General features: G+C 69.4%; 19 protein-coding genes. 7 read left to right on the top strand and 12 right to left on the bottom strand.

Translation table 11 applies throughout. The annotated features are described in order from the left end of the window. Positions 1-142: 142 nt before the first annotated feature. The gene (locus ACGFWI_RS16400; RefSeq protein WP_393906623.1) at positions 143-535 is read right to left on the bottom strand and encodes a nuclear transport factor 2 family protein; all 393 of its coding nucleotides are present in this window, start codon (positions 533-535) and stop codon (positions 143-145) included. An 89-nt stretch (positions 536-624) separates the two neighbouring features. On the opposite strand from ACGFWI_RS16400, the gene ACGFWI_RS16395 reads away from it, so the two are divergent. Next, positions 625-1068: a MarR family winged helix-turn-helix transcriptional regulator gene (locus ACGFWI_RS16395; protein WP_393906622.1), complete on the top strand. Its 444-nt coding sequence runs from the start codon at positions 625-627 to the stop codon at positions 1066-1068. Positions 1069-1322: 254 nt separating this feature from the next. Here the strand turns inward: ACGFWI_RS16395 and ACGFWI_RS16390 are convergent, their stop codons facing one another. Beyond that, complete coding sequence (locus ACGFWI_RS16390; protein ID WP_393906621.1) at positions 1323-2483, bottom strand: trypsin-like serine peptidase; 1161 nt, start codon at positions 2481-2483, stop codon at positions 1323-1325. Between the two features lie 260 nt (positions 2484-2743). Between ACGFWI_RS16390 and ACGFWI_RS16385 the strand changes: the two genes are divergently transcribed. The 3 genes from ACGFWI_RS16385 to ACGFWI_RS16375 all read left to right on the top strand — a co-directional run bounded on the left by ACGFWI_RS16385 (position 2744) and on the right by ACGFWI_RS16375 (position 5466). Continuing rightward, entirely contained in the window at positions 2744-2998 is a 255-nt protein-coding gene (locus ACGFWI_RS16385) for a hypothetical protein (protein WP_393906620.1), read from the top strand. 259 nt (positions 2999-3257) lie between these two features. Beyond that, positions 3258-3809 carry a hypothetical protein gene (locus ACGFWI_RS16380; RefSeq protein ID WP_393906619.1) on the top strand — a complete coding sequence of 184 codons (552 nt, stop codon included), beginning with the start codon at positions 3258-3260 and terminating at the stop codon, positions 3807-3809. Between the two features lie 385 nt (positions 3810-4194). Continuing rightward, the gene (locus tag ACGFWI_RS16375) at positions 4195-5466 is read left to right on the top strand and encodes an MFS transporter (protein ID WP_393906618.1); all 1272 of its coding nucleotides are present in this window, start codon (positions 4195-4197) and stop codon (positions 5464-5466) included. Positions 5467-5776: 310 nt separating this feature from the next. Here ACGFWI_RS16375 and ACGFWI_RS16370 read toward each other — a convergent pair whose 3' ends face one another. Next, entirely contained in the window at positions 5777-6106 is a 330-nt protein-coding gene (locus ACGFWI_RS16370; RefSeq protein WP_393906617.1) for an ArsR/SmtB family transcription factor, read from the bottom strand. A gap of 90 nt (positions 6107-6196) precedes the next feature. Between ACGFWI_RS16370 and ACGFWI_RS16365 the strand changes: the two genes are divergently transcribed. Then, entirely contained in the window at positions 6197-7171 is a 975-nt protein-coding gene (locus tag ACGFWI_RS16365) for a zinc-binding alcohol dehydrogenase family protein (RefSeq protein WP_393906616.1), read from the top strand. 807 nt (positions 7172-7978) lie between these two features. On the opposite strand, the gene ACGFWI_RS16360 is transcribed toward ACGFWI_RS16365, so the two are convergent. Continuing rightward, positions 7979-8479: a phospholipase A2 gene (locus ACGFWI_RS16360; protein ID WP_393906615.1), complete on the bottom strand. Its 501-nt coding sequence runs from the start codon at positions 8477-8479 to the stop codon at positions 7979-7981. Between the two features lie 337 nt (positions 8480-8816). Continuing rightward, the gene (locus ACGFWI_RS16355; protein ID WP_393906614.1) at positions 8817-9569 is read right to left on the bottom strand and encodes a hypothetical protein; all 753 of its coding nucleotides are present in this window, start codon (positions 9567-9569) and stop codon (positions 8817-8819) included. A gap of 232 nt (positions 9570-9801) precedes the next feature. Between ACGFWI_RS16355 and ACGFWI_RS16350 the strand changes: the two genes are divergently transcribed. Continuing rightward, complete coding sequence (locus ACGFWI_RS16350) at positions 9802-10260, top strand: hypothetical protein (protein ID WP_393906613.1); 459 nt, start codon at positions 9802-9804, stop codon at positions 10258-10260. Positions 10261-10344: 84 nt separating this feature from the next. Here ACGFWI_RS16350 and ACGFWI_RS16345 read toward each other — a convergent pair whose 3' ends face one another. Genes ACGFWI_RS16345 through ACGFWI_RS16320 form a run of 6 tightly spaced genes read right to left on the bottom strand, consistent with a single transcriptional unit; the run spans position 10345 to position 17712 of the window. After that, positions 10345-11310: a glycine betaine ABC transporter substrate-binding protein gene (locus ACGFWI_RS16345; RefSeq protein ID WP_393906612.1), complete on the bottom strand. Its 966-nt coding sequence runs from the start codon at positions 11308-11310 to the stop codon at positions 10345-10347. 1 nt (position 11311) lies between these two features. Continuing rightward, positions 11312-13306, bottom strand: a complete 1995-nt coding sequence (locus ACGFWI_RS16340; protein ID WP_393906611.1) for an ABC transporter permease — start codon at positions 13304-13306, stop codon at positions 11312-11314. Further along, positions 13303-13473, bottom strand: a complete 171-nt coding sequence (locus ACGFWI_RS16335) for a hypothetical protein (RefSeq protein WP_393906610.1) — start codon at positions 13471-13473, stop codon at positions 13303-13305. Before ACGFWI_RS16335 ends, ACGFWI_RS16340 begins: the two co-directional genes overlap by 4 nt. Continuing rightward, positions 13473-14594 (bottom strand): glycine betaine/L-proline ABC transporter ATP-binding protein, encoded by a 1122-nt coding sequence (locus ACGFWI_RS16330; RefSeq protein WP_393906609.1) that lies wholly within the window; start codon positions 14592-14594, stop codon positions 13473-13475. The genes ACGFWI_RS16335 and ACGFWI_RS16330 overlap by 1 nt, the downstream gene beginning before the upstream one ends. Next, positions 14594-16144, bottom strand: coding sequence for a GMC family oxidoreductase (locus tag ACGFWI_RS16325; RefSeq protein ID WP_393906608.1), 1551 nt, complete (start codon positions 16142-16144; stop codon positions 14594-14596). Before ACGFWI_RS16325 ends, ACGFWI_RS16330 begins: the two co-directional genes overlap by 1 nt. A gap of 59 nt (positions 16145-16203) precedes the next feature. Next, a complete protein-coding gene (locus tag ACGFWI_RS16320) occupies positions 16204-17712 on the bottom strand; it encodes an aldehyde dehydrogenase family protein (protein ID WP_393906607.1) in 1509 nt (502 codons plus the stop codon). 213 nt (positions 17713-17925) lie between these two features. Between ACGFWI_RS16320 and ACGFWI_RS16315 the strand changes: the two genes are divergently transcribed. Next, a complete protein-coding gene (locus tag ACGFWI_RS16315; RefSeq protein WP_393906606.1) occupies positions 17926-18741 on the top strand; it encodes a hypothetical protein in 816 nt (271 codons plus the stop codon). 19 nt (positions 18742-18760) lie between these two features. On the opposite strand, the gene ACGFWI_RS16310 is transcribed toward ACGFWI_RS16315, so the two are convergent. Beyond that, entirely contained in the window at positions 18761-19339 is a 579-nt protein-coding gene (locus ACGFWI_RS16310; protein ID WP_393906605.1) for a carboxymuconolactone decarboxylase family protein, read from the bottom strand. Positions 19340-19396: the final 57 nt, after the last annotated feature.

Below are 19396 nucleotides of genomic sequence, written 5' to 3'. Positions count from 1 at the left end.
GGAGGGAGTGCGCGCCCGAGGCCATGGCAGGAGTTCGGGTCCGCACGGGATGTGTGCATGTGCGGGGAGACGGACGGCTCCTCGCGTGACGACTTCCGCTGGAACTCCAGGCTCCCGCAGACCAGTTGTGGCGGGCCGGATCTTAGCGGGCGCTGCCGATGTTGCGGTCGGCATCGGTGCCCTGGAGCATCAGGGTGGTCTCCTCGATGCGGCTGAATCGGCCGTCGGGCGCGAGGTCGGCGAACACGTAGACCTCCGTGCGCACGGTCGAGTCGTCCGTCTTCGTGATGTGGGCGGTGTGCCGGTCCGCGTACTTGCCGCCGGCGCACAGCTCTTCGTGCACCTGGACATGGCCGCCGGCGACGACGGTGCGCAAGTGGGTGATGTGCTCAACGAACCCGGCGCGGTCGGCCCACTGCCCGTCCGTGCGCTGGCGGTACTCCGGGGTGAAGTGACGGTCGGCGGCCTCCTGCACCGTGATGTCGCGGTTGAAGAGCAGGTCGTTCAGGGCGGCCTCTATACCGGTACGAGTCATGGGATTCCCCTTCGACAGTGCGTGCGCGCCGCACGCATCTCCCTTACCGTAGCAGCAAACGCGTGCGCAGCGCACGCTATTCTTGAGGTGTGGAGAACGAAGTGGGACATGAGATCGCAGAGGCGCTGGGCATCCTGCTCAGGCGCACGACTCGCACGCGGCTGCACAAGCGGCTCACCGAGGGCATGGGGGAGGCGCTGGACGAACTGACGTACCCGGTGCTCAGCGCCCTGGCCCGGACCGGACCCCGCAGCGCGGCCGACCTGGCTCCGGACGTCGGACTCGATCGCTCCGGCGTCACCCGCCGTGCCTCACGGCTGGAGGACGCCGGCCTCATCCGTCGTGAGGCGGACCCCACCGACCGGCGCGCACATCTGCTCGTTCTCACCGAACAGGGCCAGTCCGCGGTGGAAGAGCTGCGGGCACGTCTGGCTGCCCACATCATGGCGAGCATGTCCTCGTGGCCGCCGGGTGAGGCAGAGCGGTTCGCCCACCACCTGCGCCGCTTCATCGTCGAGGGCCCGTTCACCTAGCGGAGGCAGGACCAGCCCAGGACGTCCTATGACGGTCGGCGGCGCTGTGCCGGTGCTGTGCCGATGCCGGCGCTGTGCCGATGCCGGTGCTCGCCGCCGAACTGGGCTGTAGCCAGAAGGCGGCCCCGGCAGCTGCGGTGCTTCCGCCGGTGCGAGCCAGGAACCGCGACGCCCCCGGCTCACCTGCAAGCCGGGGGCGTGGGTCGACTTCCTCGCGTACGTGCCCGTGCCTTGGCCGGGATCCGCGATCCTGCCTACCGGTTCGCGAACTTCTGGCTGATGTTGTTGAAGACCCGCTGAGCCTCCGGGCCCAGGTGCGGGCCGGCCAGCCAGGTGTGGGCGTTGGAGCTGATCGAGGTGTTGGACACCAGCGTCAGCTTGCCGCCGTGGTTGACGAACCAGCCGCCACCGGAGGTGCCGCCGGTCATGGTGCAGCCGATGCGGTTCATGGCGGGCGTGCCCTGCTGCATGACGAGGCGGCCGGGGCGGGCGGGGCAGTTCATCATGCGCGCACCGTCGAACGGCGCCGCCGCCGGATAGCCGAAGGCGTCCAGCGAGGCGATGCGGTCGGCGGAGGGGGTGTCGAACGCGACCCGGGCCGCGGTGCCCACGGTCTCCTGAAGCGACTTACCGCTGCCGTTCTCCGGCTTCACGTGCAGCACCGCGAAGTCATAAGCGGAGCCGCCGTTTCCGGTGTCCTCGCTGCCCATGTTGATCCACTCACCAGACGTGGTGATCCAGTCGGCCCAGAACCGGCCGTACGGGGTGACCTGCTGGGAGGGCGTGCCACTGACCTGGTTCATCGGCACGCCGTTGTCGTTGTAGGACGGCACGAAGACGATGTTGCGCATCCAGCCGCCCCGCTTGCCGGAGTGCACACAGTGGCCCGCGGTCCACACCAGGTTGGACTTGCCCGGGTGCGCGGGGTCCTCGACGATCGTGCCGGAGCAGACCATCGAGCCCTTCGGACTGTCGAAGAAGATCTTCCCGACCGGCGCCATGTGCTGGTGGTACGGGCGGGCGACCTGCTCGGCGTTGATCGGCCGCGGCTCGGGGTCCGTGGCGTCGAACTCGCTTCCGGCGCCGGTGGCCTTCACCCCGATCTCCGGCGAGGTCTTCGTCTTGGCCAGCCGGTCCGTCTTCCAGTGGTCCTTGATGACCGGGTTGGCGAAATCCGAAGCCTTGCGGGCCCACTTGTCCCAGTTCTGCCAGCCGCCGTCCTTCCACTTCTTCAGGTCGTCCAGGCTGGTCGGCATGCCCTTGGGGATCTTGAGCCCCCCGCCGTCCTGGCCCTTCTGGTCGGTGGCACCCGAAGCGGCGGCCTTGTCGTCACTGGGGCCGCAGGCGGTGACGGTGCCCGCGAGCAGCGCGATCAGTGCCGCGGCAGCGGCGGTGGAGCGGCGGATGGATGGCATGGCGCGGAGTCCCCCTGATACGTGGCGACGCCGCGCGAGCGGCGCGCCGTAATTGTCATGTCCCTCATCGGACTGCGCTCTACTATGCCGTCACGCCAAGACCGCCGGGCAACCAGGGCCCGGCATCCTGACGGACGGCAGGACGGGACGTACGCGATGCCACCCTCGTCGATCCTGGTCCGGACGGAGCGGCTCGTACTGCGCCACTTCGCCCCGGACGACGCGGAGTTGCTCGTCACGCTGCACGGCGACCCGAGGTCATGCACTTCATCGACACCGGACGGCCGGTGCCGCGGGCGGAGGCCCTGGAACGGACCCTGCCGGAATTCCTCAGGGAGCCCGGCCGCCGCCCCGGAGACCCCGCCACCGCGCTCGGCGTCCGGGCGGCGGAAGTGGCGGCCATCGGGGAGTTCATCGGCTGGTTCGCACTCCGGCCGACCGCCCCGGGACGCGCCGACGAAGCCGAACTCGGCTACCGGCTGCGCCGGAAGGCCTGGGGATCTTCACATACGTGAGGGTCCTGTGAATTTCGGTCAATTCTTTTGGGCGGTGGCGGGGTTGTGGGGCCGCGAGACCTGAGGGGATCGGCGCTTCCAAGGGCGATGGTCAGGCAGATTTTCCGTGAGGCACCCCGGGTGGCGGGTGGTGAGGGGATGCAGGCGCCGGGCGGGCGTTGTCCGGAAATTTCCTCGGGTTCTGGTCAGGTCTCCCGCCGCCCAGCAGGATCACCGGACCTGCCGGCTCCGGCGGGCCCGACAGTGAAGGAGCTCCTCCATGGCACGCTTCAGACGTATGTCCCGGGCAGCGAAGATCGCGGCGGTAGCCGGTATGACGGCCGCCTGCCTCACCGTCCTGCCCGGCACCTCCGCTGTCGCCAAACCCGCGAATGCGTCCGGTGCGGTCCTGATCGCCAATGGACTGTGGTCCGACCGCATTCTCTGTGCCGGCCCCAACGACGACTCCGTCTGGCTCCAGAAAATCACGTACGGCAACCCGTACTGCCAGTGGATCCAGATCGGGGACAACGGGCACTTCATGCTCTACAACGCCGCGAAGAACAAGGTCATGGCGTATGAGGGAGGCAACGAGGGACCGGTCGTCATGGAAAACCTGACGTTCCCCACGCCGAACCAGCAGGCATTCTCCTTGGGCGGCCGGGAAGGGTGGGGCGCGAACGCCCTCCAGTCGTTCCTGGACAGCGGGCAGAACGTCGACGCCAAGGAGTCGGGCAGCGACGCCCCGAGGACCAACGAGCCCGTTCACACCCGGGGCTGGCGCCACGGTCACCAGATGGAACTGACGTGGAACATGGTGTCCGTCTCCTGAGCGTGCCCACCGGAGGCGGACAGGGTGGCGGCTGCCGCCGCAGGATGCCGCGGCGACGCTGACCTCGCCCGTCTCACCGCGGTCGCCCGGAGGAGAGCCGGCCGGACCGCGCGCAGCCTCGCCCTCAGGCGGCTCGACCTGAGGGCGCAGGGAGAATTGCCGCGAGCCCCGGAAACCAGGCGCCCGAGCCCCCTTCAGAACCGCGAGGCGGTGTGGCAGCCCGTAGAGGCGCCACACCGCACTTCGCGCATGGCCCGCTCCTGTCCTCCCGTCCGGACCTCGCCTCCCGCAGAACTCTTCTCCCGCCGCCTTCCTTCCTCTCGGCTGTGGTGAGATTTCCTCGGTCAACCAGGGGCGTTCGCATCGAGCAGGCCGGAGCCAGGGAATGAGATACAGGCAAGCGCTGGGCCGGGAGTTCGGATGGTTGTGGGCGGCCTACGCCGCCAGCGCGGCCGGGACCTGGCTCGCGTTCGATGCGTTCCCGCTCACCGCCGTCATGGTGCTGCACAGCAGCACGGCGCAGGTGTCCGTCCTGTCCGCCGTGAGCCTGGCGGTGGGGGCATTGATTGCGATGCCCCTGGGGCCGTGGGTGGAGTTCCGTCGCAAACGACCGGTCATGGTGGCCATGGACCTGCTCCGGTTACTGGCCTTGCTGACCGTGCCCGCCGCGTACGCGCTCGGAGGGCTGAGCTTCGCGCAGCTTGTCGTCGTATCGGTGGTCGTCGCGGCTGCCAACATCGTGTTCAATGCCGCGAGCGGCGCGTACCTGAAGGCCTTGGTCAGGCCCGACGACCTCTTGGTGGCCAACGGCAGGTTCGAAAGCACGATGTGGACGGCGACCGCCCTCGGCCCGCCCCTGGGCGGTGTCGCCATCGGAGTGTTGGGGCCGTTGACGACGGTGGTGATGAACGCGGTCAGCTTTCTGCTCTCCGCACTCGGCATCCGGGCGATCCGCAGCCATGAACCGCAGCCGCCGGCCCGCCCCGCACAGCGGTTCACCATGGCCGACGTCGTTGAGGGATGGCGCTACATCCTGCGCCACCCCCGTCTGCGACCGCTGTTCTTCAACACCGGCCTGGTGAACGGGCTGATCATGGCGACCATGCCGCTGCTGGCGGTCCTCCTCCTTCGCGACCTGGGCTTTTCGCCGTGGCAGTACGGTCTCGCCTTCGGCGTGCCGTGCATCGGCGGTCTGATCGGTTCGCGGCTCGCACGGCCCTTGGTCGCGAGGTTCGGGCAGCACCGGGTGATGCTCACCAGTGGCACCCTCCGGGCGTGTTGGTCCCTGGGGCTGGCATTCATCGGGCCTGGCCCCTTGGGGCTGCTGCTCATCATCGTCATCGAGTTCGGCCTGATCACGTGCATGGGAGTCTTCACCCCGGTGTTTGCCACCTACCGGCTCGAACACACCGCCACGGACCGGGTGACCCGGACCCTGTCGGCCTGGTCCATCACGAGCAGTGCCACCACCGCGACCCTGACGGTGTGCTGGGGGCTGCTCGCCGGCCTCACCGGCCCCCGCACCGCCATCGCCCTTGCCGGTGTGCTGATCCTGACCACGCCCGTACTGCTGCCCCGCCGCGCACACGACGACGCTCCGCAGACATCTCCTGAGCCCGTCCGGGAGGGCGTACGACCCCCCACCGCCACCTCGTGAGCCCGTCGGGGGCGGCGTACGCTCCTTCACCGCCACCTCGTGCGTCCGTCCGGGACGGCGTTCGCGCCCCCAATGCCACCTGGTGAGCCGGTCGGGAACGGCGTACGACCCACCGCACCTCGCTGACGCACGGCGCCTCAGCTGACCGGCGGCACCTCACCGGCCCACAGCAGCGCCTCACCGACCCGCTGCACCTCAGCGAACACAGCGCCTCACGGCCCCACCGCGCCCCTCGCCGCCGCTCCGAAGGCGGCGGGAGGCCGGCGCGCGTCTTCCGGACCGGCCCCGGGGTGCTGCTCCGAAAAACGCCCTAACCCTCCTCGCGGAGCGCCAGGTCGAGCAGCCCCGGGAAGCGGGTGTCGAACTCCTCGCGGCGCAGGCGGTTGAGGCGCTTGGGGCCCTGGTCGCGCTGTTCCACCAGGCCCGCGGCGCGCAGCACCGCGAAGTGGTGGCTGAGCGCGGCTTTGCCGACCGGCACCCGGAAGCTGCCGCAGCTGTGTGACCAGTCGGCGGATCCGGCCAACTCGCGTACGAGCTGGAGCCGTACGGGGTCGGCGAGGGCGGCGAGGGCGGTCTCGACGGGGACGTCCTCGGGGTGGGTGTGCGCCGGCACGGCGCGGTGGCTGCTGCGGTCCGGCATTCCACGATCCCCCTTGCAGAGTGTTCGATCCAGATCATACAGTCGGAGTGTTCGCATTCCATTGAACACTCGTGAGGGGCGTGTGCTGTCATGCGTGCGGTTGAGTTCCAGGAGTACGGCGGTCCCGAAGTTCTGAAGGTCGTGGAGACCGATGTTCCCGAGCCAGGGCGCGGGCAGGTGAGCATCGATGTCGCCTACGCCGGTGTGAACTTCGCCGATCTCAAGGCCCGCGCCGAGGCCTACCGCGTCCCGTCCCTGCCCTTCCGGCCGGGCCTGGAGGTCTCCGGGCGTATTCGCGCGGTCGGCGCGGAGGTCGAGGGGCTGCGGCCGGGGCAGGAGGTCGCGGCGCTCACGGACGGCGGCGCGTATGCGGAGACCGTCGTGGCCGCCGCGGCCACCGCGTTCCCGCTTCCGCAGGGAGTGAGCCCTCGCACCGCGGCCACCCTGCCGACGGTACTGCCCACCGCGCATGCCCTGGTGCACGAGGTGGGCCGGCTGCGGGCGGGCGAGACCGTGCTGGTGCAGGGCGCGGCGGGCGGGATCGGCACGGTCGTGGGCCAGTTGGCGAAGGCGGCGGGGGCGGGTGCCGTCCACGGCGTCGTATCGGACGCGTCGAAGGCGGAGCACGCGCGCACGTACGGCTATGACGAGGTGTTCGTGGGGCCGGACTTCGACGAGGAGGTGCGGCGGGCCACGGGCGGACGGGGAGTCGATCTCGCCCTGGACCCCGTCGGCGGTGACACCTTCCGGCGCAGCTTGGACTCCCTTGCGGTCTTCGGCCGCCTGGTCTCGTTCGGTAACGCGAGTTCCGCCGAGCCGTGGCAGGTGGGCCAGCCCCAGCTGTATCCCTTGGGACGCTCGGTCGCCGGATTCTCCATCCTGTCCCTGGCCCAGACGGCGCCGGAGGCGCTGCGTGCGCTGGCCGAACGGGCCTTCCGCACGGTGGCCGACGGCACCGTGGAGCTCCCCGTGACGGCGGAGTTCCCGCTCGCCGATGCCGCCGAGGCACACCGGCTCCTCGGCAGTCGCAAGAGCACCGGCAAGCTGCTGCTGCGGGTGGGGTGACCGGAGGGCACCGGTCGACGGTCCTGCCCTTGCTCCACACGAAGGGAACCGATCTGTGTGCGCTATGGGCGGCAGCGCACAGATCGAGGGTGATGCGGCCTCCGGGGGCCGATGGCCGCTCGGGCGCGGACCTGGGACGCCGCTCGCGGCGCGCTCATGGGTGCCCCTGGGTTGGCGCGCCGCCGACCACGGGCGGGGCCAGGGCCTACCCCTACCCGGCCCTGATCCGCCGGACAGGCCCTACGGTGAGCGAGGTGGCGTGGCTGACCACGAGGTAGGTGAAGCCGTTCGCCAGGCTCGCGCTGCCATTCGGCGTGGTGACGGTAACCGTCGACGCGCCGGGAACCCCGGCCAGTCATCCCTGATGGATGCCAGGGAGGCCATTTACCGTGTCCCCCCGCTTACCGCCGGGCACCCACCCTGGGATCCCGGTAAACGGGAATGTTCGGGCCTCCCGATGTCCCATAACGGAACTTCTGGAGCTGCTCCGCCGTGGGATACCACTGCTTGCGGCAACGGCAGCACCACCACCGCCAATTGTCCCAGTCGGTGTTGGTGTTCGTGGTGTCCTTCCACAGCCAGTCGTCGCAGTCTGGCGTGGGGCATTTCGGCGGCAGCGGCATGACGGGCCTTTCGTCGGTGGCGGCTGCCAGCCTTCTGCGCCTGCCGCCGCGCCGTGCGGCGGTTCGCCGCTCGCCACCCGAACGGGTAGGGGTCCGGCGGTACCCGGCAGGGGGAGCGGGGAACGGGCCGGAACGCGCCCGCGGGCAGCCGCACACACTGTGCGACTGCCCGCGAGATCCCGCGTCAGCCGCTGACCCGGTCGTAGTACTGCTTGGCGGTCGTCCGGCACTGCCGGCGCTCCGCGTCCGTCTTGTGCGGCTGCACGGCGCACTGGTTGTTCATGTCGAACAAGAAGGCCTTGTCTACGCGCCTCTCGTGCTTCGAATGCCGGAACGCCTTCTTTCCCATCATTTTCTTGTAGTTGCGGTAACCGAAGTCATGGCGCGCGCATGACAACTTGAAGTTGAATCCGCCCGGCTTGTCCGCGAGCTTCGTGCACCAGTCGGTGCTCCAGATGAATCCCCAACGGTCGACCCCCGACTTGGCGAGTTCACGCGTATGACGCCAGTCCTTGACGCTCGTCGTGGTGGAGCGGGTCAGCTGGTAGAGCCGCTGGTACTTGGCCTGCTTGCTCGGGCCGGCCTTCACCGCGGCGGCGCCGTCGGCGGCGACGGCCGCGCCCGACCCCGCAAGAAGAACACCGGCTGCCGCGACCGCGGCGAAGGTACTGCGCTTGATGAACATGTCGTCCCCGTTTTCTGTTCTCTGTGGCCCTGGTTGCGCCTGCGGAAGCAGGCGCAACCAGGGGGTCGAAAACATCATCGGGCGCGGCCTGCGGCACCGCCATCGTCTCTTTGGGAGGTGTCCGTCAGGGCAATGTCACCGGGCTCCGGACCGGACAGAGTCCCCGTAGTCCCCGTTGTTTCCCCGCTATTTGCCCGTTGCAGTCAAGAAGCAATTCATGCGGGGCAGTTCACCTGCGCCGACACCACGCACAACGAGGTCCTGTCGTCGAAATGCCGCCGTCACCCGAGGGCGACGGCGGCATTTCGAGGACAGGACCCCGGTCGGTCACACGACTTCAGTACTTGCTGATGCAGGAGAGCGTGACCCGCCCGACCTTGGCATTCGGAATGCTGTTCTTGATGCTCCAGGCTTCCACCCGCCACTTCACCGAACGCATCTCGGTCGGGGTCGCGCGGTCCGTCACGAGGACCTGCTGGGAACCACCGAAATTGTGCGTGTGCAGCGCGCCGCCGCTCGTCGACTTGAAGCGGTGCTTCATGTTGCCGATTCCGGCGGAGGCGATGTAGACCGTCTTACCCGCGGGGCAGCGCTTGGTGCCGGACTTCTTCTGGCTGAGCTTGTCCGACGCCTTTCCGACCCGCCACCCCTGCGTGCTGCAGTAGCCGTACACCTTGCTCAGGTTCTTCCCGCCCCCGTAGGTCGAAGTGACCTTCCATTTGACGGACTTGCGCCAGGTGGGAACGGTCCGCGTCGAGATGCCGTCGGGCGTGTGCCGCCACACCCGCGAGACCAGGTGGCCGCCCTTGGGCTTCCACGACACCCGCGAGGCACCGGCCGCCGAGTCCCAGATCCAGGCGGTCTCGCCCTTCTTACGGCAGTTGAGCTTGCCGCTCTTCGAATGGAATCCACCGGCTTTGACGACTGCGGCGGGCTGCTTCGCGGCGGCCGGAACCGCATTCACGGAGGTGGAGTTGGAGCCGGCGGAGGAGTTGGCTTGCGCCGACTCGTTGCCCATCACCGGTATCAGCACAGCGGTACCGACGGCGAGTGCGCACGCCGACGTAGCCACTCGACGGGGGAGTCCCATACGCGTCCAATCTCTTTTCAGGTCTGACATGAACACCGCCCACAGTAGGGGCGCTCGATCAGACCCCGCTATTGCCCGAAAGGGCAACGCCAGGCCCCTTGCAGGGCTTCGCCGCAGGCGTTCATGTCGCCCCTTCGTACAATATCGACGAGCGATCAGTTGCCTTACTCTCTGCGGGAGTTGGTGGCAGGAACAACGAAGGCACGCAACTCCCGCCGGAGGTAGTCAGCACGTGTTGAATCAAAAGGGGAAGGCGCTCCTCATCGGCGCCACCGCGGCGCTCGCCGTCACGACTGCGGCGCCGGCCCACGCCGGGACCCAGACCACGGCCGCGAAGGTCAGCAAGCACCAAGAGGTCCGCTGCGTCACGCAGAGCGGCAGGACCTGCGCGTACTCGGCCTCCTTCTTCTACTGGAACAAGAAAGGCTCCGACAAGCGCGGCCTGAACTACGTCCAGACGGCCAGGTCTCCGTACAAGGCGGGCAAGGCCCGCTGGCTGTACAAGCAGCCGGGCGGCAAGACGCACGTCGGCAAGAGCTGGCGCAAGGCCCACGCGATTCAGCACGGCAACGCCACCGAGGTCGACTGGGGCAAGGTGGGGGCGACCGTGGGCCCGAAGCTCCGCAAGGGCACGCTCGTCTGCGTGCAGTGGGCACACCTCGCGAAGAAGGCGTGCCACACGCTCAAGTAGCCTGCACCGAAAGGCAGTTGGCAAAGGGGGGTGCCGCACCCAGTGCGGCACCCCCCTTACCGGTCAGGAGTCAGACCGAGCCGTCTACTTCGGCAGCCATGCCTGCCACTTCGACTTGTGGCTGTCGATCCACTTCTTCGCCGCGTCCTCCGGGGACATCTTCTTGTCGGCGATGTCGAGGGCGACCTCGTTCTGGTCGGCCTGGCTCCACTTGAAGTTCTTCAGGAAGGCTGCCGCCTTACCGCCGTGCTTCGCGAAGTTGGCGTTGAAGTACTTCTGCAGCGGCGTGTGCGGGTACGCACACTTGATCTTCTTCGGGTCGGCGTCGCAGCCCTCCTTGTACTCGGGCAGCTTCACCTCCGTCATCGGTACCTTCTTGAACAGCCACTGCGGCTTGTACCAGTACGTCAGGAACGGCTTCTTCTCCTTGGCGAACTGCTTGATCTGGGTGATCTGCGCCGCCTCGGAGCCGGCGAAGACGACCTTGTAGTCCAGGCCGAGGTTCTTCACGAGGGCCTTGTCGTTCGTGACGTACGACGGGGAGCCGTCCATCAGCTGCCCCTGGCCGCCGCTCTCCGCGGTACGGAACTGCTTCGCGTACTTGTTGAGGTTCTTCCAGTTGGTGACGTCCGGGTGCTTCTTCGCGAAGTACGTGGGGACGTACCAGCCGATGTGGCCGGTCACGCCGACGTCGCCGCCGGGCGCGATCGTCTTCTTGTCCTTGACGTATCGCTGCTCCTGGTCCGGGTGGCCCCAGTCCTCCATGATCGCGTCGACGCGGCCCTGGCTGAGCGCGTCCCAGGCCGGGACCTCGTCGATCTGAACCCGGTCGACGCGGTAGCCCAGCTCGTGCTTGAGCAGATACTCGGCAACCGCCACGTCGGACTGGGCTCCCACCCAGTTCTGGACGGAGAGCGTCACGGTCTTGGTGCCCGCCGCGTTCGCGTACGGGGACGCCTGCTTGGTCATGTCGGCGGCGCCGCACCCGGAGAGGGCCAGCAAGGCACCGACCGCGGTCATGGTGCTCACTGCACGCGTGGGTACTCGCATGTCACGCTCCCTTCTTCGAGCCGGATTCCCGGCGTGCCGTGGGCTGCGTCACCCGGTCCAGCATCAGACCGAGGCAGACGATGGCGACGCCGCCCACCATGCCCGTCGCCAGGTCGCCCTGCGCGATGCCGAACACGACGTCGTAGCCGAGCGCGCCACCGCCGACCAGAGCGCCGATGACGACGACGGCGAGGACCAGGACGACCGCCTGGTTCAGGGCGAGCAGGAGCGCGGGGCGGGCCAGCGGGAGCTGGACCTGCCGCAGCTGCTGCCAGCTGGTGGCACCGAGCGAACGCGAGGCCTCCATCGCGCCGCTGTCGACCTGGCGCAGGCCCTGCGCGGTGATGCGGATGACGGCGGGCAGCGCGTACACGACGGCCGCGGCGACCGCGGGGGCCCGGCCGATGCCGAAGAGGGCGACAACCGGGATCAGATACACGAACTGCGGCATCGTCTGGAAGATGTCGAGTACGGGGCGGAGGAGCCGCTCCAGCCGTGTGCTCCTGGCGGTCGCGATGCCGATCGCGAAGCCGAGGACGACCGTGACGGCGACGGCCGCGAGGACCTGCGCGAGCGTGTCGAGGGACTTGTCCCAGACGCCCAGGACGCCGATTCCGGCCATGCCGAGGACGGCGGTCAGGGCGGTCTGCCAGGTGCCGATCAGCCAGGCCAGGGCCGCGACAACGAGCAGCACCGACCACCAGGGCAGGTCCTGCATTCCGTCGCGGACCGGGTCGAGGACCCAGGTGGTGAAGTGCGCGGCCCAGTCGGCGGTGCCGCCGACGACGGGCACGCCGGTGTAGAGGTGGTCGACCATCCAGTCCTTGGCGGTGTTGACCGGCTCGACGATGTCCACCGTCCAGCTCGTCGGCCACTCCAGGCGGCCGGCGAACCGCACGACGAGCGCAACGGCGACGGTCACGACGCCGGCCAGGGACCAGCCGCGCCAGCCGCGCAGCGGAGAGGTGTCCTCGGCGTGCGCGCCAAGACGCTCACCGGCAGCGCCCGTCACGCGGTCGAGGACCACGGCGAGCAGCACGATCGGGATGCCGCCCGCGAGGGCCGCACCGACGTCCACGGTCCCGAGCGCCTGGTAGACGCGGTCACCGAGACCGGCACCACCGATCATCGACGCGATGACAGCCATGGAGAGCGCCATCATGATCGTCTGGTTGAGGCCGAGCAGGAGCTCCTTGCGGGCCAGCGGGAGGCGGGCCGAGAACAGGCGCTGACGGGCGGTGGTGCCGAGCGAGGTCACGGCCTCCATCACGCCGCCGTCGGCGCCGCGCAGACCGAGCGCGGTGAGCCGGGCCATGGGCGGAGCCGCGTACACCACGGTGGCGAAGACCGCGGCGGGGACGCCGACACCGAAGATCAGGGCGACCGGCAGCAGATACGAGAAGGCCGGAAGGACCTGCATGGTGTCGAGGACCGGCCGCAGGATGCGGAAGATCCGCTCGCTGAGACCGGCGGCGAGCCCCATGAGCATGCCGAGCACGACGGCGGCGAGGACGGCCACGACCATCAGGGCCAGCGTCTGCATCGTCGGCACCCACATGCCGAGCAGCCCGCACACGCCGAACGAGGCGGCCGTGAGGACCGCGAGCCGCACACCGGCGACCCGCCAGGCGACCAGCGAGGCGCCGGCCACGACACCGGTCCAGCCGAGCGCGAGCAGCAGCAGGTAGACGCCGCGTACGGAGATCACCACGGCGTTGCTGAGGTGGCCGAGGAAGTAGACGAACAGCCAGTGGCTGTCGCGGTTGTCGATGATCCAGTCGCTGGTCTTGCCCAGCGGACCGGAGACATCGACGGTCAGGTCGGAGGGCCACAGGGCGCCGGGCCACTGGGCGTTGATCAGCGGGACCAGGACCGCCGCGACGACGGCGAGCAGCAGGAGCTTGGCGAGGCCGCGGCGGCGCAGCAGGGCCTGTACCGGACCGGTCTTGGTCTCGGCGCCGAGCGCGCGGGGCGTGGTGGGGGCGGTGGTGCTCATGCGCGCCCCCGCTTCACGGTGCCGGTGGGCATGTTGAGGGCGGCGCAGCGCTGGGCCTCGCGCCAGTGGCGCAGCAGGGTGGCGCGCAGCCGGGCCCGCGGCGTGGCCGCGGGAGCTCTGGAGCCGACGGCGCGTACGGCGCCGTGGTGGGTGGTGGCGGCGTACATCAGGCGGCCACCTCGCCGTGCTCCGGGGCGTCGAGCCGGGCGACCACGTTCAGCAGGCAGGCGTGGTCGACGATGCCCAGGCAGCGGCTGCCGTCGACGACGCGGACCGCACCGCCGGAGCGGGCGACCGCCTCGATGGCGTCGGAGATCAGGGTGTCGGGTCCGAGCGCGGGGCCCTCGTCGGCTTCGCCGTCCTTCGCCGGACGCATCGCACGGCGCACGGTCAGCACCTGCTCGCGCGGGACGTCACGGACGAAGTCGCGGACGTAGTCGTCGGCCGGGGAGCCGACGATCTCCTCGGGGGTGCCGAGCTGGACGATCTCCCCGTCGCGCATCAGGGCGATGCGGTCGCCGATGCGCAGCGCCTCGGAGAGGTCGTGGGTGATGAAGACCATCGTCCGGCCCTCCTCGCGGTGCAGGCGGACGACCTCCTCCTGCATGTCGCGGCGGATCAGCGGGTCGAGCGCGCTGAACGGCTCGTCGAAGAGCAGGACCTCGGGGTCGACGGCGAGCGCGCGGGCCAGGCCGACACGCTGCTGCTGACCGCCGGAGAGCTGGCCGGGGCGGCGCTTCTCCAGACCGGCCAGGCCGACCTTGTCGACCACTTCGTTGGCCTTCTCGCGGCGCTCCGTCTTGCTCATGCCCTGGATCTCCAGGCCGTAGGCGACGTTGTCGACGACGGTGCGGTGCGGCAGCAGGCCGAAGTGCTGGAAGACCATGGCGGCGCGGCGGCGGCGCAGTTCGCGCAGCGCGGTGCGGTCCATGGCGCGGACGTCCTCGCCGTCCATCTCCAGCTCACCGCTGGTCGGCTCGATCAGCCGGGTCAGACACCGCACGAGGGTGGACTTGCCGGAGCCGGACAGGCCCATGACGACGAAGACCTCGCCCTTGTGGACGTCGAAGGAGACATCGCGGACGGCGGCCACACAGCCGGTCTGCTCACGCAGCTCCTGGGCGCTCAGTTTGGCGACCGAGGAGTCCTCGGGGATGCGGTCGGCCTTGGGGCCGAAGACCTTCCAGAGGTTGCGGACGGAGAAGACGACCTCGCGGCCGTCCCCTTCGGAGGCGGACTCGGGCGTGCGGGCGTTGGGTATCTCGGATGCGCCGGCGGCGGTAGCCATCACGCATCACCTCCTTGGGTCGGAGCCTTGTGAAGCAGTTCGGCGCACTTCTCCCCCACCATGAGCACGCCCAGCATCGGGTTGACGGCGGGCATCGTCGGGAAGACGGAAGCATCGGCGATACGGATGCCGGCCAGGCCGCGGATCTTCAACTCGGGGTCGACGACGGCCAGCCGGTCGTCGGCGGCGCCCATCTTGCAGGTGCCGGCCGGGTGGTAGACGGTGTGGGCCGCCTTGCGCACCAGCTCGCTGATCTCCGCGTCGTCGGTGACCTCGGGGCCGGGGAAGACCTCGCGCTTGAGCCACTTCTTGAACGGCTCGGCCTGGGCGACCTTGCGGGCCAGCTTGATGCCGTCGACGAGGGTGTCGCCGTCGTAGTCGACCCCGTTCTCGTCGTACGCGAAGTACCGGAAGTCGAGCGCGGGCTTGACCTCGGGGTCGGCGGAGGTGAGGTAGAGCCGGCCGCGGGAGCGGGACTTGGGGATGTTCGGCGTCATCGACACCCCGTGCTCGGGGCGCTCGTAGCCCAGCCGCTCGGGGTTGTCGGTGAACGGGATTTGGTAGAAGTGGAACATCAGGTCGGGGCCCTTGTGCTCCGGGTCCCGCTTGACGAACAGACCGGCGTCGGAGTCCATCGCGGAGTTGCCCGGGATCGGTCCGTCGGTCTCCCAGACGATCACCGACTCGGGGTGGTCGATCAGGTTCTCGCCGACGCCCGGCAGGTCGAGCACGCACTCGAGGCCCAGCGCTTCGAGGTCCTTGCGGGGCCCGATGCCGGAGTGCATCAGCAGCCGCGGGGTGTCGACAGCGCCGGCGCACACCAGCACCTCGCGGGCGGCCTCGACGTAGACCTCCTCGCCGTCCTTCGTGCGGACGTGGACGCCCTTGGCGGTCGTCCCGTCCAGCTCCAGCTTGTGCGCCCAGGTCTCCAGCAGCAGCGTGAGGTTCGGGCGGTCGCCGGCCTCGATGTGCGGGTGGAGGTAGGCGACGGAGGCGGAGGAGCGCTTGTTGTTCTCCGGGTGGTAGGAGAGGTCGAAGAAGCCGACGCCCTCCTCGAAGGGCTGGTCGTTGAAGCCGACGACCTCGGGGACGCCCAGGGCGCTCTTGGTGGCCTCGATCCAGTCGGTGGCGATCTGGTTCTGGTCCTTCTTGGCCACCCGCACGACGTTGTTGCGCAGCTTGCCGAAGTAGGGGTCCATGTCCTCGGCGCCCCAGCCGGCCGCGCCCGCCGCTTCCCATTCGTCCCAGTCGGACGGCAGCGGCTTGAAGGAGATCAGCGTGTTGTGGGAGGAGCACCCGCCCAGCACCTTGGCGCGGCTGTGCAGGATGTGCGAGTTGCCGCGCGGCTGCTCGGTGGTCGTGTACTCGTAGTCCAGCTCACCGCCGAGCAGGCCGAGCCAGCGGCGCAGCGTCAGCACCTCGTCACGGTCGATGTCGGAGGGGCCGCCCTCGATGACGGCGACGGTGACATCCGGGTCCTCGGTGAGGCGGGAGGCAATCACGGAACCGGCGGTGCCGCCGCCGACTACGACATAGTCATACACAGGCATTGGGGGTGCTCCTTCTTACAACGTGCGTGGTGCTGGTGGTGCCAAGTGAGGGGCGGGGGTCAGCCCGCGAACCAGCGCACCGGCTCCGGCCGGAGGTTCTCGTAAATGTGCTTGCTCTCGCGGTACTCGTCCAGACCCGTGGGACCCAATTCCCTGCCGATGCCGGACTTGCCAAAGCCGCCCCACTCCGCCTGCGGGAGGTAGGGGTGGTAGTCGTTGATCCAGATCGTGCCGTGCCGAAGCCGGGCGGCGACCCGGCGGGCGCGTGCGGTGTCGGCGGAGAAGACCGCACCGGCCAGGCCGTACTCGGTGTCGTTGGCGAGCGCGACGGCCTCGTCCTCGGTGGTGAAGGTCTCGACCGTCAGGATCGGCCCGAAGGTCTCCTCGCGGATCACCTTCATCTCGCGGTGGCAGCCGTCGAGCACGGTCGGCGCGTAGAAGTAGCCGGTGGCCGGGCGGACGTCGGACGGCTTGGGCCGGGTGCCGCCGCAGCGCAGCTGGGCACCCTCGGCGAGCGCGGAGGCGACATAGGCCTCGACCTTGTCGAGCTGCTGCTGGGAGACGAGGGGGCCGCACTCGACGCCGTCCTCGGTGCCCCGGCCGAGCTTGATCTTCTCGGCGCGGCGGGCGAGTTCGGCGACGAAGCGGTCGCGCACCGACTCCTCGATGATCAGCCGGGCACCGGCCGAGCAGACCTGCCCGCTGTGGATGAACGCGGCGTTCAGCGCCTGGTCGACGGAGGTGTCGAAGCCCTCGTCGGTGGCGCAGGCGTCGGCGAACACCACATTGGGGTTCTTGCCGCCCAGCTCCAGCGCGATCTTCTTGGCGCCGGAGACCGCGGCCGCGCCCGCCTTCGTCCCGCTGACCAGACCACCGGTGAAGGAGAACAGGTCGACGTCCGGGTGCTCGGCCAGCCGCTGGCCCACCGGCAGGCCCGCGCCGGTGACGATGTTGGCGACCCCGGCCGGCAGCCCGGCCTCGACCAGCAGCCTGATCAGGTGCACGGTCGACAGCGGGGTGACCTCGCTGGGCTTGATCACAAAAGTGTTGCCGGCCGCGAGGGCCGGCGCGATCTTCCAACTCGCCTGCAGCAGGGGGTAGTTCCATGGCGTGATGAGCGCACAGACGCCGACCGGCTCGTGCACGACCACGCTGTGCACATCGGGCGATCCGGCGTCGACGACCCGGCCGCCGCTCTCGTTCATCACCACGTCGGCGAAGTACCGGAAGGCGTTGGTGACGTCATCGACGTCGACCCGGCCCTCCTCCAGCGTCTTGCCGGTGTCCCGGCTCTCGATGAGGGCGATCTCCTCACGGTCGCGCTGCAGCAGGTCGGCGACCCGGCGCAGCAGCGCGGAGCGTTCGGCGACGGCCGTGCGGGGCCAGGCGCCGGTACCGCCGTCGAAGGCCCGGCGGGCGGCCGCGACCGCCGCGTCGGCGTCCTCGGCACCCCCCTCGGACACCAGCTGGAGCGTCGTCGCGTCGGCGGGGTCGAGGACCTCCCGCGTTTCGCCGGATGTGGCGGGGAGCCACACCCCGTCTACGTGAATGGTCTCGATTGACGACACGTCGTTCTGCCTTCCGGTTACCGATCTGTTCCCACTGGTGCAACCACTGGCGTCACCAGCAACGGGGACCCCTCCCCTGAAGGAGCGGATCTATGCCCAAACATTCATGGAAAGTGACTCGACTCACTCAATGTGCGACGGAATGTCCCGGAACGTACCCTGAGTAGCCGTATGTCCTTGGCGGACTGTCCCCTCGGGACCGGAGGTACCGAGATGAACAGCAGACGGCGTGCCGCCACCGCCACCACGGCTCTGACCTGCGGCGTGGCCCTGCTCGCCGGGGTCGCCTGCACGGCCGCCGCGGTGACGGCCGACGCATCGGACGGCGGCGAAGGCGACCTCGCGAACAAATCGGCCCAACAGATCTCCGACGACGCCCTCCAGCAACTGGTCGCCGCGCAGTCCATGCGGCTGCGCACCGAGACCAGTGCCGATCCCACCAAGATCGACCTCACCCTCGACCGCGCCGGCAACTGCACCGGCGCCATCAGCAAGGGCGAACTCGGCCGCGTCGAGCTCATCAAGCGCGGAGACCAGGTCTGGATGAAACCGGACGCGGCCTTCTGGAAGAGCCAGCTGCCCGGCAAGAAGGGCGATGACGCGGCGGCGCAGTACAAGGACACCTACCTGCACGGCACGACCAAGAACACCTTTCTGCGGGGCCTGTCCGCCGCCTGTGACCTCAAGGCGTTCCAGAAGTCGGCCGCGGGTCCCGAACGGCCCCCGTCCCACACCCCCTCGGCCGCACCCTCGTCCTCGGTCTCCCTCACCAAGGGCCGGCCGACCACCCAGGAAGGCACCCGCGTCCTCCCCGTCGTCAAGAAAGCCCGGGGTGGCGTCCAGACCCTCTACGTGGCCATCGACGGCAAGCACTACCCCCGCAAACTCACCGCCGAGGTCGACCACCAGACCGACACCATCCTGCTGAGCAACTACGACACCCCGGTGTCCACCAAGACACCCGCGCCCTCCAGCACGGCCGACATCTCCGTCCTGGAGGACCAGCTGCGGGGGTCGCGGAACGCCTGACCCCGAGACGTCCCTGCGCTCACGCCGCTCCGCCGGGCGCAGGGCTCACCGGCGGGATCACGCAGGCGTCGGAGAACCCCTGGCTGTGCAGTCCCATGGCGCTGTTCATACGGGAGCGCAGGTTCTCCACCGCCACCATGCAGGTCAGCTCGACGAACGCGGCATCGCCCAGCCGCCCGCGCAGGCTCTCGGCCAGCTCGTCGGTCACGGCCGGCGGTGTCGCGGTCATCGCCTCCGCGTACTCCAGGACCAGCCGCTCCAGCGCGGTGAAGGACTCCTGGTGCGCCCGCCAGTCAGGCACCTTGCTGATCTTCTCCAACGGCAGTCCGAGCCGGTCGGCGTGCCAGTGGCCGAAGTCCACACACCACGAGCAGCCGATCGTCGCCGCCGATGCCAGCTCCGCCAGCAGCTTCAGCGCCGGGTCCAGCGCCTTCCACCGCGCCACCTTGCTTTCGAAGGAGAAGTAGGAACGAAGGACCTTGGGGTGGTGCCCCAGCGCCAGAGCGGGCTGCAGCACCTCGCCGTAGGCGCGCCGCGAGTACCACCGGGCCAGTCGCAGGGTGAGTGTGCGCCGCGGGCTGAGAGAGATCCGTGCCATGGCAGTGCCTCCTGGGCAGAGCGTTCAAGAGCGTCCCGAGGGGTGGCCCCTCACCCC

The organism is Streptomyces sp. NPDC048434, assembly GCF_043200375.1.
GTDB lineage: Bacteria > Actinomycetota > Actinomycetes > Streptomycetales > Streptomycetaceae > Streptomyces.
Note: the sequence above shows the minus strand (reverse complement) of the source record. Positions and strands in the feature narration are given on the sequence as shown.

Bases quoted from the DNA above. Each gene is read 5' to 3' on its own strand.
- ACGFWI_RS16390 (WP_393906621.1), bottom strand. From the start codon at position 2,483: ATGCCATCCATCCGCCGCTCCACCGCCGCTGCCGCGGCACTGATCGCG.
- ACGFWI_RS16375 (WP_393906618.1), top strand. From the start codon at position 4,195: ATGAGATACAGGCAAGCGCTGGGCCGGGAGTTCGGATGGTTGTGGGCG.
- ACGFWI_RS16340 (WP_393906611.1), bottom strand. From the start codon at position 13,306: ATGAGCACCACCGCCCCCACCACGCCCCGCGCGCTCGGCGCCGAGACC.
- ACGFWI_RS16355 (WP_393906614.1), bottom strand. From the start codon at position 9,569: ATGGGACTCCCCCGTCGAGTGGCTACGTCGGCGTGCGCACTCGCCGTC.
- ACGFWI_RS16385 (WP_393906620.1), top strand. From the start codon at position 2,744: ATGCACTTCATCGACACCGGACGGCCGGTGCCGCGGGCGGAGGCCCTG.
- ACGFWI_RS16400 (WP_393906623.1), bottom strand. From the start codon at position 535: ATGACTCGTACCGGTATAGAGGCCGCCCTGAACGACCTGCTCTTCAAC.
- ACGFWI_RS16360 (WP_393906615.1), bottom strand. From the start codon at position 8,479: ATGTTCATCAAGCGCAGTACCTTCGCCGCGGTCGCGGCAGCCGGTGTT.
- ACGFWI_RS16365 (WP_393906616.1), top strand. From the start codon at position 6,197: ATGCGTGCGGTTGAGTTCCAGGAGTACGGCGGTCCCGAAGTTCTGAAG.
- ACGFWI_RS16325 (WP_393906608.1), bottom strand. From the start codon at position 16,144: ATGCCTGTGTATGACTATGTCGTAGTCGGCGGCGGCACCGCCGGTTCC.
- ACGFWI_RS16310 (WP_393906605.1), bottom strand. From the start codon at position 19,339: ATGGCACGGATCTCTCTCAGCCCGCGGCGCACACTCACCCTGCGACTG.
- ACGFWI_RS16380 (WP_393906619.1), top strand. From the start codon at position 3,258: ATGGCACGCTTCAGACGTATGTCCCGGGCAGCGAAGATCGCGGCGGTA.
- ACGFWI_RS16370 (WP_393906617.1), bottom strand. From the start codon at position 6,106: ATGCCGGACCGCAGCAGCCACCGCGCCGTGCCGGCGCACACCCACCCC.
- ACGFWI_RS16315 (WP_393906606.1), top strand. From the start codon at position 17,926: ATGAACAGCAGACGGCGTGCCGCCACCGCCACCACGGCTCTGACCTGC.
- ACGFWI_RS16330 (WP_393906609.1), bottom strand. From the start codon at position 14,594: ATGGCTACCGCCGCCGGCGCATCCGAGATACCCAACGCCCGCACGCCC.
- ACGFWI_RS16335 (WP_393906610.1), bottom strand. From the start codon at position 13,473: ATGTACGCCGCCACCACCCACCACGGCGCCGTACGCGCCGTCGGCTCC.
- ACGFWI_RS16345 (WP_393906612.1), bottom strand. From the start codon at position 11,310: ATGCGAGTACCCACGCGTGCAGTGAGCACCATGACCGCGGTCGGTGCC.